This window comes from Pseudomonas sp. KCJK8993 (assembly GCF_046230915.1).
GTDB lineage: Bacteria > Pseudomonadota > Gammaproteobacteria > Pseudomonadales > Pseudomonadaceae > Aquipseudomonas > Aquipseudomonas piscis.
The window spans coordinates 85,538-96,837 of sequence record NZ_JBJJLO010000004.1 but is presented as its reverse complement, the minus strand read 5'-3'; the positions used below and the strand labels follow the sequence as shown (position 1 = coordinate 96,837).

At 62.8% G+C, this 11,300-nt stretch carries 9 protein-coding genes; 8 read left to right on the top strand and 1 reads right to left on the bottom strand.

Annotated elements, in window-relative coordinates:
* Positions 1 to 7 precede the first annotated feature (7 nt).
* The 4 genes from ACK6AU_RS02805 to ACK6AU_RS02790 are packed head-to-tail and all read left to right on the top strand — an operon-like array spanning position 8 to position 4,389.
* Complete coding sequence (locus tag ACK6AU_RS02805) at positions 8 to 1,420, top strand: PIG-L deacetylase family protein (protein ID WP_185697468.1); 1,413 nt, start codon at positions 8 to 10, stop codon at positions 1,418 to 1,420.
* 52 nt (positions 1,421 to 1,472) lie between these two features.
* The gene (locus ACK6AU_RS02800) at positions 1,473 to 2,351 is read left to right on the top strand and encodes a DUF6625 family protein (RefSeq protein WP_409297634.1); all 879 of its coding nucleotides are present in this window, start codon (positions 1,473 to 1,475) and stop codon (positions 2,349 to 2,351) included.
* 2 nt (positions 2,352 to 2,353) lie between these two features.
* Positions 2,354 to 3,505 (top strand): glycosyltransferase, encoded by a 1,152-nt coding sequence (locus ACK6AU_RS02795; protein WP_185697470.1) that lies wholly within the window; start codon positions 2,354 to 2,356, stop codon positions 3,503 to 3,505.
* Positions 3,505 to 4,389, top strand: a complete 885-nt coding sequence (locus ACK6AU_RS02790; protein WP_185697471.1) for a glycosyltransferase — start codon at positions 3,505 to 3,507, stop codon at positions 4,387 to 4,389. Before ACK6AU_RS02795 ends, ACK6AU_RS02790 begins: the two co-directional genes overlap by 1 nt.
* Before the next feature lie 59 nt (positions 4,390 to 4,448).
* Here the strand turns inward: ACK6AU_RS02790 and ACK6AU_RS02785 are convergent, their stop codons facing one another.
* Positions 4,449 to 6,281: an O-antigen ligase family protein gene (locus tag ACK6AU_RS02785; protein ID WP_409297632.1), complete on the bottom strand. Its 1,833-nt coding sequence runs from the start codon at positions 6,279 to 6,281 to the stop codon at positions 4,449 to 4,451.
* A gap of 155 nt (positions 6,282 to 6,436) precedes the next feature.
* Between ACK6AU_RS02785 and msbA the strand changes: the two genes are divergently transcribed.
* The 4 genes from msbA to hldE all read left to right on the top strand — a co-directional run bounded on the left by msbA (position 6,437) and on the right by hldE (position 11,267).
* Entirely contained in the window at positions 6,437 to 8,242 is a 1,806-nt protein-coding gene (msbA, locus tag ACK6AU_RS02780; RefSeq protein ID WP_185697473.1) for a lipid A export permease/ATP-binding protein MsbA, read from the top strand.
* Between the two features lie 189 nt (positions 8,243 to 8,431).
* On the top strand, positions 8,432 to 9,136 hold the full coding sequence (locus ACK6AU_RS02775; RefSeq protein ID WP_185697474.1) for a sulfotransferase family 2 domain-containing protein: 705 nt from the start codon (positions 8,432 to 8,434) through the stop codon (positions 9,134 to 9,136).
* Positions 9,129 to 9,731 (top strand): adenylyl-sulfate kinase, encoded by a 603-nt coding sequence (cysC, locus tag ACK6AU_RS02770; protein ID WP_185697475.1) that lies wholly within the window; start codon positions 9,129 to 9,131, stop codon positions 9,729 to 9,731. The genes ACK6AU_RS02775 and cysC overlap by 8 nt, the downstream gene beginning before the upstream one ends.
* Before the next feature lie 102 nt (positions 9,732 to 9,833).
* Positions 9,834 to 11,267 (top strand): bifunctional D-glycero-beta-D-manno-heptose-7-phosphate kinase/D-glycero-beta-D-manno-heptose 1-phosphate adenylyltransferase HldE, encoded by a 1,434-nt coding sequence (gene hldE, locus ACK6AU_RS02765; protein WP_409297629.1) that lies wholly within the window; start codon positions 9,834 to 9,836, stop codon positions 11,265 to 11,267.
* Positions 11,268 to 11,300 lie beyond the last annotated feature (33 nt).

The following is an 11,300-nucleotide window of genomic DNA, read 5'->3' as shown; positions in this document are numbered from 1 at the left end:
TCAGCCCATGAGCCGCAAGCAGCAACTGCTCAAGCGCCACCGGCGCCATAAACGAATCGCCTTGCTGGTCGGCCTGGTGCTGTTGCTGCTGGCTGGCGTCCTGGTGGCCTGGTGGTTGCCGTTATTGCTGGCGGTGGGGGCCTGGCTGGCCCACGAGGCCTGGTTCGCCGACCATCTGTTCTATTCGCCCAAGGATGACTATCTCTACGATTTCGGCGATCAGGCCCGGCAGATCCCCGTGCGCCTGGACTCTGGACGCCTGGTGCCGGAGTCGCCGTTGGAGCTGGCTCCTGGCGAAACCCTAGTCCTCGGGGTACAGGTCAAGAGTTCCTGGCTGGGGCGGTTCTTCGACCCGGCCATCGAGGTCGCGGGTGGCCAGAGCCTCGATCGCCAAGGCTTCGAGCGCGGGGTCGATGGCCTGCGCTACCTCAACCTGAGCGGCTTGGCCGATTCGTTGGCCAGTGGCGAGCTGCAGTTGCGCGGGCGTCACTGCCGAATCCGTATCCAGCCGCAGTTGCTGGCTTGGCGCGATCCCGATTATCGCTGCCAGCGGGTCATGGTTATCGCGCCCCATGCCGACGATGCCGAGCTGGCGGCGTTCGGCCTGTATAGCCAGGCGGACGAAGCCTGGATCGTGACCCTGACGGCAGGGGAGATCGAGGCCGAGCATTATCAGGCCATGGGCCTGGAGCCATCGGCAGCGGCGCGGCTCAAGGGACGCCTGCGGGCCTGGGACAGTATCGCCGTGCCTCGCTGGGCCGGGGTTCCCGAAGCCCATTGCGTGCAACTGGGATACTTCTGCCTGCAACTTTGCGCGATGCAGGCGGCTCCAGAGCAGCCGGTGGCTTCCCGTGAAGCGCAACTGAGCGATATCCGCCTGTTCCGCCAGTTCAATCCGTTCCCGTTGCCCGCCGACCGCGATGGCTTGCCGACCTGGAACAACCTGCTGGCCGACCTGCGCGAGTTGCTGCTAAAGGCCCGCCCCGAAGTCATAGTGCTGCCCCACCCTTCGCTGGACCCGCACCCGGACCATATCTGCGCCCAGGCGGCGGTGATGCAGGCGCTGGAGGGGCTGGAGTGGCAGCCGGACACGGTGCTCGGCTACGCCAATCACCTGCACGACAATGATCGCTGGCCGATGGGTGACTCGGGGGCGGGTATCGCCTTGCCACCGGTGTTCGACGCGAGCAGTGCGCTACGACCCTGGTGCCTGCCGCTTTCCCAGGCCGAGCAGTATGACAAGGCCATGGCCCTGGGCATGATGCACGACCTGCAACCGAGGATGCCGTTCAAGCGGCGCCTGCGCAGGTCGATACAACGCCTCATGGCCGGCAGGGTGCCTTCGGCCTTGGGCGAGAACGAGTTTTTCCGCAAGGCGGTCAGGCGGCACGAGCTGTTCTGGCTGTTGCGGCAGCGGTAAACAGACATAACCAAAGGGGCGCTTTACCGCCCGAATCGACAGTGAGTCTTTTGTGATCAATCCTCGTCCGCGAATCTTGTTCCTCATGCCCTACTTCGGGCGCTGGCCTTTCTGGATGCCGTTCTTCCTGGAAAGCTGCCGACGCAATCCGGATATCGACTGGCTGTTCTTCAGCGACTGCGGGGTCCCGGACAATCTGCCGCCGAACGTCAGGCATGAAAGCATGAGCTTCGCCGACTACTGCGCCCTGGTTTCCCAACGCCTGGGCATCGATTTCGCGCCCAAGGCCGCCTACAAGATCTGCGATATCCGACCGGCATTCGGGCTTATCCATGCCGATCGGCTGGAAGGCTACGATTTCTGGGGCTTTGGCGATATCGACCTGGTCTATGGCGATCTGCGGGCTTATTTCACGGCAGAGCGCCTGGCCAAGCATGACCTGTTCTCCACCCACGAGCGGCGGGTCGCCGGGCACTTGTGCCTGATTCGCAACAACGCCCGCCAGCGCGAGTTGTTCCGCAAGATCAAGAACTGGCAGGAGCGCTTTGTCGACCAGCAGCATCACGCCCTGGACGAGGGAGCGTTCACGCGGATCTTCCTCTGGCGCAAGAATTTCCCGGAGCCGTTGTTCAAGCTGGTGGGCAAGTTCAACCCGGAGCGCCGTCGCAGCGAGTTCACCGAGGCGTTCAGCACCCCCGGTGGAGTCATCAAATGGCATGACGGCAGCCGCAACTTCCCGACGTGCTGGTACTGGAAGGATGGGCGCCTGACCAATGATCGCGATGGCGCTCGTACCTTTCCTTATTTTCACTTCGTGTGCTGGAAGCGCAATGAATGGTCGGAGCTGCCGGAGCCCGATGCACAGGCGGTCCAGGCCCTGGCCGGCGAGTCGTCCTGGCTCATCGATGACACAGGTTTCCACCGGGGATAGTTATGAGCCAGCGCTTCAAGGTCCTGCAATTGCAGCCGGACTACAACGTCAAATCCCATGATTTCGCCGACCTGGCCGAACAGATCGTCAAGGCCTTGCCCGGCGAGCGTTATGAGGTCACCGCAGCGTTCCTGCGTGGCCGTCCCGGGCCGAACGACCCGGTGAGCCGGGCCGACCACTCGGTGTATTTCGATTTTTCCGACAAGTCCCTCAAGGGCATGCGCCTGCGGGCCATGTGGCGGCTGTACCAGTTCTGCCGCAAGGAAAAGTTCGATGTGGTGATCTGCAACCGCTTCAAGCCGGTAAACATGATGCTGGCGCTCAACCGCTGGCTGAAGGTGCCGTTGTGCATCGGCATTTCCCACGGGTTCGGCGAGTACGATCGGTTCTACCGGCGGCGCCAGACCCAGCGCCTGATCGATCGGCACTGGCGCTTCGTCGGCGTATCGCCAGCGGTCAAGCAGTACCTGCTCGATTGCCGGTGCGGCTTTACCGACCAGAACACCTGGGCCATCACCAACGCCATCGATATCGAGCAGGCCGAGGCCCTGCAGCACTCCCGCGAGCGCTCCCGGGAGTTGCTGGGGCTGGATCCGGCAGTACGCCTGGTCGGCGCGCTGGGGCGGCTGGTGCCGGTCAAGGGGCATACCTACCTGCTGCAGGCGTTCGCCCAGCTCAAGGGCAAGTATCCACAGACCCAGCTGGCGATCATCGGTGCCGGCCGCGAGGAAGCCAGCCTGCGCGCCGAGATCCAGCGCCTGGGCCTGGAGGGCCGTGCCCACCTGCTGGGCTTCAAGGAGAACGCCCTGCAATACGTGCGGGCCTTCGACATCTGGACCATGCCGTCGCTGGCCGAAGGTCTCGGCCTGGCCTTGCTGGAAGGGATGAGCGGACGGTTGCCAGTGATCGCCTCCAACGTGCCGGCCATGCTGCCCTTGATCGAAGGCGCCGGCGGCCTGGCGGTGGAGCCGGCCAATGTGCCGGCGCTGGCGGCGGCGCTGGATGCCTACCTGGGACTGTCCGACGAGGAATTGGTCGCCAAGGGACAGCAAGCCTATCGCTATTTGCAGAAAGAACATGATATCGAGGTATTCCGTGCGCAATACCTGCAGTTGATCGACTCGGGTTTGAATCAGGCGGGCAAGAGGCAGTAATGACAGACCAGCAACCTGTGGTGACGGTGATCATCGCCTCCTACAACCATGCGCCCTATATCGAGCAGAGCATCCTCAGCGTCATCAACCAGACTTACTCGAACATCGAGTTGCTGGTGGTGGACGATGGCTCCAAGGATGACAGCGTCGAGCGCATCCAGCGTCTGCAAGAGCGCTATGGCTTTGATTTTCGGGTCCAGCAGAACCAGGGACTGACCAACACGCTCAATGGCGCCATAGCCCGGGCCAGGGGCAGTCTGATCGTGCCGTTCGGCTCCGACGACATCATGGTGCCCGAGCGTATCGCCATTCAGGTGGCCTACATGGATGGCAAGCCTGAAGTGGGTATCTGTGCGGGCAACATCGAGCTGATCGACAGCGATGGCAACCTGTTCCCCGAGAAGCGCCAGCGCCGTGACGTGCCGTTCCGGCGCCTGGACTTCGAGGATATGTTCCTGGAGCGCAAGCCCTATCCGCCGGCGCCGACCCTGATGATTCGCCGCGAAGCACTGGACAAGGTCGGTGGTTTCGATCCGAACATCCGTCTCGAAGACCTGCTGATCGAGTTGAAAGTCACCCATGCGGGTTACTTCATCGATGGCCTGAACGTGGTGATGGCACGCTATCGCAAGCACGCCACCAACTCCTACAAGAACCATCGGTTCATGATCGACAACATCCTGCGTACCTACGCCTTGTTCAGTGATCATCCGCTGTACGACGAGGTGCGCTACAAGGCCCTGAACTCGATGTTTCTCAAGGTCTCCAATCGGGACCGGGTGCTGGCGCGCGAGCTGCTGGCACAGATCCCGCTCAAGGCCTGGGACAAGAAGACTTGGCGCGGCCTGGGCCGGTTGCTCTTTTCCCCGCTGGAAAAGGACTGAGCAAAAAAGACAGCCTTCGGGCTGTCTTTTTTGGTCTTGCCTGGAGGGTGGCGGGCGCCCTAGGGCGCCTTGAGCAGTCCCTGGGCCCGGCCCGGTGAGGTCGACAGGGCGTAGCCCGCTCGCAATGCATCCAGGTGTTCGTGGAACAGCCATTGGCTGTCTTCGGCATAGCGCTGCATGTGGCGCAGGTTGCGCTGGCGCAGGGCAGCCCTCAGCGGCGAGGGGTAGACCCGTAGATCGGCCAGGTCGATCAGGCCGAATCCACCATCCTCCAGGACCAGCACGTTCGCCAGGTGCAAGGAGCGGAAGTACACGCCACTCTCATGCAGGTCGGCCATGAACGTTCCGAAACGCTCGATCAGTGCAGCACGCTCCTCTGCGCTGCCGGCGTGTTGCAGGCTCTGGCGCAGGGTCTGCCCTGACAGCGGGCGATAGCGCACGGCGCCGCTACCGTCGGTCAGGCGATACAGGCCCATGATGGTCGGTGTGACGATCCCCATTTCACGCAGTCGCTCGCTATTGCTGGCAAAGCGTTCCGAATAGGGGTTGAACCCCCCGGAGGTGTACCAGCGACGGGGGCGGAACAGCTTGAGGAAGCTGCCATCTTCCAGGCGCAGGACCTTGGGCCCGAGGCCGTCGGACTCGATCACCTGGGCATTGGCGGTGAGCTGTTCGCTGCTGGCCGGCGCCAGCACCTGGCTCACCGATGGCGGCGAGCGCCGGGCTCGATGAGCGATGCACAGGGCGGTGATCAGGGCCAGCGGAATCCATAGCAGGAACCAGTGCTCCTTGGGACGCGAGATGATCCCGCCACCTTCGGTGAGGCCTGCGCCGATACCGAACATCAGCCAGGTCGATGCCAGGATCAGCAGGGGAGAACTGCGTAACTGCCAGCTCTTGAGCAGGGCCCAGGCCTGCATGAACAGCCAGGGCAGCAAGCCGATGATGCCCACGTAATACAGCACGCCGAGGGCGAAGTTATGGGGTTCGGCCAGGATGTAGCCGATATCGACATCCACGCTCAGCTCGGCGTTATAGCCATGCCCGATCCAGGGGTGGTTGGCGATGTAGCCCAGTACCAGCGTCCAGATTTCGAAACGATAGGAGTTACCGCGTTCGCCCAGCATATGCGCGAACAGGATCAGCACCGTGGTACCGCCAACCAGCATCGCTGCCAGCAGCAGCAGCGAGCGTCGGTTCCAGCAGATGAAGCAGATCCATGCTGCCGCCAGCGTCAGGGCCACCAGTGGGGTTCGCGAACCGGTGGCGATGACGGTGGCGAACATGACGATCATCGCCGGAACGCTCAGGAACAGAAGCCGCATGCGCTGGCAGGTCATGCTCAGCCACAGCCAATACACCAGGAAGAAGCCGAAGACATGGGAGCTCAACAGCGGATTGTCGAAGGCCCCGCTGCCTATCATGCGTGTCCCGGGTACATAGACCTTGCTGAACAGATACAGATTGAGGACCGAGGCCAGCAATGCGATGACTGCCGCGCAGAACAGCAGGGGCTGCAATACGTCGCGCCGATAGCTGGCCAACAGGCTGCAGCCGGCAAAGAGCATGAGCAGGTGCAATGGTGTCTTGAACTCGCCGGCCACGCTGTCGACCGGCGGGCTCCAGGCCAGGCTGACCAGCGCCCAGCCACAGAACAGCACCACGGCGATGAAGATCGGTTCGCGCACCAGGTGCTTCAGCTCGCCCGGACGCAGGCACAGTGCAATCAGGGTCGGGATGCTGAACAGCCCGTAGTACAGCTTGTGCAGCACGTTGCGACCGGGGATGAAGAACAGTGCGCAAAGCAGCAGCAGATAGCCAAGGGGCAAGATCCACAGGCAGATGAAATCGAATACTCGATTGGACGTATTGCGAAGAGCATTGAGTTGCATGCTTAGACGTTCATCCCAGAAATTAAGTGCGGCATCATAACGGCTAATGTCCGATGGTGTCGTTTGTCTGTTGAACGGCGGGATGGCGGGCGATTCTCGGAGCGTAATGCAAGCTGTGCTAAAGTCTCCCTCCTTTTTAACGACGTTCGCGTGATATGACCGATTCCAGTCCTGGCGCAAGCCCTTCAAGCTTGAAAATCTATTTCCGCCTGCTCGGCTATGTACGGCCCTACATTGGTCTGTTCCTCATCAGCATCATCGGGTTTCTGATCTTTGCCTCGACCCAGCCGATGCTCGGCTACATCCTCAAGTATTTCGTCGATGGGCTGTCCAACCCCCAGGCCGTGTTGTTCCCCAGCGTGCCCTACCTGCGTGACATGCAACTGTTGCAGGCGGTGCCACTGCTGATCGTGCTGATCGCCGCCTGGCAGGGCCTGGGCTCGTACCTGGGCAACTACTTCCTGGCCAAGGTTTCCCTGGGTCTGGTGCATGACCTGCGGGTCGAGTTGTTCAATAACCTGCTGACCCTGCCCAACCGCTACTTCGACAAGCACAACTCCGGGCATTTGATCTCGCGCATTACCTTCAACGTGACCATGGTCACGGGGGCGGCGACGGATGCGATCAAGGTGGTGATTCGTGAAGGCATGACGGTGATCTTCCTGTTCGCCTCGCTGCTGTGGATGAACTGGTTGCTGACCCTGGTGATGATCGCCATCTTGCCGCTGATCGCCGTCATGGTTCGTACCGCCAGCAAGAAGTTCCGCAAGCAGAGCAAGAAGATCCAGGTAGCCATGGGCGACGTGACCCATGTGGCATCGGAAACCATCCAGGGCTATCGCGTGGTGCGCAGCTTCGGCGGCGAGACCTACGAGCAGCAGCGTTTCCTCGCGGCCAGCCAGGGCAATACCGACAAGCAACTGCGCATGACCCGCACCGGGGCGATCTACACCCCGCTGCTGCAACTGGTGATCTACAGCGCCATGGCCATCCTGATGTTCCTGGTCCTGTACCTGCGTGGCGATGCCTCGGCCGGTGAGATGGTGGCCTACATCACCATGGCCGGCTTGCTGCCCAAGCCGATTCGCCAGCTTTCCGAAGTCAGCTCCACCATCCAGCGTGGGGTGGCTGGCGCGGAAAGCATCTTCGAGCAACTGGACGTGGAGCCGGAAGTCGATCACGGCACCGTCGAGCACGCCAGTGTCAGCGGGCACCTGGAAGTGCGCAACCTGAGCTTCACCTACCCGGGAACCGAGCGCCAGGTGCTCGACGACATCAGCTTCAGCGTGGAGCCCGGGAAGATGGTGGCGTTGGTTGGGCGCTCCGGCAGCGGCAAGTCGACCCTGGCCAACCTGATCCCACGGTTCTATCACCATGACAAGGGCCAGATCCTCCTGGATGGCACCGAGGTCGAGGAGTACCGCCTGCTGAACCTGCGCCGTCACATCGCCCAGGTCACCCAGCACGTCACCCTGTTCAGCGACAGCGTGGCCAACAACATCGCCTATGGCGACCTGGCGGGAGCGCCTCGGGCGGACATCGAGAAGGCCGCCGCCGACGCTTATGCCATGGACTTCATCTCCCAGCTTCCGGAAGGCCTGGATACCCAGGTCGGAGAGAACGGCGTGCTGCTTTCCGGTGGCCAGCGCCAGCGCCTGGCGATTGCCCGGGCGCTGCTCAAGAACGCGCCGCTGCTGATCCTCGACGAGGCCACCTCGGCCCTGGACACCGAGTCCGAGCGGCATATCCAGGCGGCGCTGGACAAGGTCATGAAAGGGCGCACGACCCTGGTGATCGCCCATCGCCTGTCGACCATCGAAAAAGCCGACCTGATCCTGGTCATGGACCAGGGGCGCATCGTCGAGCGTGGTACCCACGCCGAGTTGCTGGCACAGAACGGCTACTACTCCAGGCTGCATGCCATGGGCCAGGAAGAGCCTGCGCCTGGCGGAATCGCCTGATCCGCTTCGGGGGCGGCTCGCGTCGCCCCCCGTCCCCCTCGCCAGATGATTAGCACTTTGGCGGCATTTGTAGCGTCTTCCTTACAGTCTTGACCAAGGCTAAATAATTTCGCGTTTGTCGCTTGTTATGGTTCCGCCCAGAATCTTCGAACAGATCGGGAAGGCCAACCTTCTCGTATGAGAGGCGGAATGTTGCAGCGCTTTGTGTGGAAGTTGTTGCCCAAGACCCAGCGGCATTTCCTGCTTGGGCGCTTGTCGGTGGTGGATCGTCAGGTGGTCAACAAATCCATGTCCGCCAATGTGTGTTTCCCGGCGGAGTTCTCCCGCCGTTCCTGCCTGTTCATCCACGTTCCCAAGTGCGCCGGAAGCAGCATCTGCTCGGCCCTGTTCGATGGCTGGATGCCCGGTCACTTGCCGCTGTACTGGTACGAGCATCAGTTTCCCCGGATATATGCCAGCAGCTTCAAATTCGCCTTCGTCCGCGACCCCCTGGAACGCGCCTATTCGGCCTATGCCTTCCTGCGTGGCAACTCGTTGGGACGGCGGGACCGGGCTGCCCAGGAACTGGTTGCGCACTACCGCGACTTCGATGACTTCATCGGTCGCTGGCTGCATCCGGAAACCATCAACCGGCAGATGCACTTCGCTGCCCAGAGTGATTTCCTGGTGGACTCCCTGGGGCGTATGTCCCTGGATTTCGTCGGCTACCAGGAGCATTTGCAGCGGGATTTCCAGCTGTTGTGCGAGCGGTTGGGTATCCAGGCGCAACTGCCCCATGTCAACGGAACCCTATACCGCCACAGTACTCCCGTCCGGGAGTTGTGTTCGGTCCGTACCCGGCGCCTGGTGCGCCGGGTCTACCAGCGTGACTACGAGATGCTCGGTTATGAATGAAACCGCCCAGGAACAGCCGTCAATTCGCCCCTACAGCCTGGCGCTGTCGGCCGCTGCCCGGGCCGAGATCAAGCACCAGCAGCCGCGCTGCCTGTGGTTGACCGGCCTGTCGGGTGCCGGCAAGTCGACCCTGGCCAACCTGCTGGAGTTGCGGCTCAACGAATTGGGCATGCATACCTTCGTTCTCGATGGCGACAATGTACGCAGCGGCTTGTGCCGGGACCTGGGAATGGGCGTCGAGGCGCGCAAGGAAAATATCCGGCGCATGGCCGAGGTGGCGCGACTGATGGTGGAGGCCGGGCTGGTGGTGATCGTCGCGGCGATCTCGCCGTTTCGCGCCGAGCGTGATGCCGCCCGGGCGCTGTTCGCTCCCGGGCAGTTCCTGGAAGTTCATGTGAGCACGCCATTCGCTGCCTGCGCCCGGCGTGATCCCAAGGGCCTGTACCGGGCAGCCTCTGAGGGACGGATCAAGGACTTCACCGGGCTCGACAGTCCCTATGAGGCGCCGCTCGAAGCCGATTGCCGGATCGATACCGCAAGCATGGCGTTGCCCGAGGCGATCCGTTGCCTGCTGCAGCTTTTGCAGCGCAAATGAGCAAGGTCAATTCTTCGTCGGAGCCACGCAAGCCATAGAACTAGGCGGCGCCAACCCTGTGCTAATATCGCGCCCCTGTTCATTTTGTATGTGGGATGCTCCATGAAGTTGTCCATGCCGCGATTCGATCAAGCCCCCGTCTTGGTGGTCGGCGATGTCATGCTCGACCGTTACTGGCATGGTGGTACCTCACGGATTTCCCCTGAGGCGCCGGTACCGGTCGTCAAGGTCGAGCAGATCGAGGACCGCCCGGGCGGTGCCGCCAACGTTGCCCTGAACATCGCTGCCCTGGGCGCGCCAGCCTCGCTGGTTGGGGTGACCGGCGACGACGAGGCTGCCGACAGCCTGGCCAACAGTCTGCAGGGCGCTGGCGTGCGGGCCCTGTTCCAGCGCATCAAGCACCAGCCGACCATCGTCAAGCTGCGGGTCATGAGCCGCCACCAGCAGTTGCTGCGCATCGATTTCGAAGAACCCTTCGCCACCGACGCCCTGGCCCTGGCGGCCGAGGTCGACACCTTGCTGGACGGCATCAAGGTGCTGGTGCTGTCGGACTATGGCAAAGGCGCGCTGCGTAATCACCAGGTGCTGATCGCCGCCGCCCGGGCCCGCGGCATCCCGGTGCTGGCCGACCCCAAGGGCAGGGATTTCTCCATCTACCGTGGCGCCAGCCTGATCACGCCGAACCTCAGTGAGTTCGAAACCATCGTTGGCGGCTGCGCCGACGAGCACGAACTGGTCAGCAAGGGCGCCAAGCTCATGCACGACCTGGAGCTGGGCGCGCTGCTGGTGACCCGTGGCGAGCACGGCATGACCCTGTTGCGTCCGGATCATCCGCCCCTGCATCTGCCGGCCCGAGCCCGCGAAGTGTTCGATGTCACCGGTGCCGGGGATACCGTGATTTCCACCCTGGCGGCGGCGATTGCCGCTGGCGAGGAGCTGCCCCATGCGGTGGGCCTGGCCAACCTGGCGGCGGGTATCGTGGTCGGCAAGCTGGGGACCGCGGCCATCAGCGCTCCCGAGCTGCGTCGGGCGATCCAGCGCGAAGAAGGCTCCGAGCGCGGCGTGCTGAGCCTCGACCAGTTGCTGCTGGCCATCGACGATGCGCGGGCGCACAACGAGAAGATCGTGTTCACCAATGGCTGCTTCGACATTCTCCATGCCGGACACGTGACCTACCTCGAGCAGGCCCGGGCCCAGGGCGATCGCCTGATCGTGGCGATCAACGACGACGCTTCGGTCAGCCGGCTCAAGGGGCCGGGCCGGCCGATCAACAGCGTCGACCGGCGCATGGCGGTCCTGGCTGGGCTGGGTGCGGTGGACTGGGTGATCAGCTTCCCCGAAGGCACCCCGGAAAACCTGTTGGCCCAGGTGCGTCCGGACGTCCTGGTCAAGGGCGGCGACTACGGCATCGACCAGGTGGTCGGGGCCGATATCGTCAAGGCCTATGGCGGTACGGTGAAGGTGCTGGGGCTGGTGGAGAACAGCTCGACCACCGCCATCGTCGAAAAGATCCGCAAGACCGACAAGGCCCAGTGAGGCTCCTGTACTGAATCACGGCGCCCCTCGAGG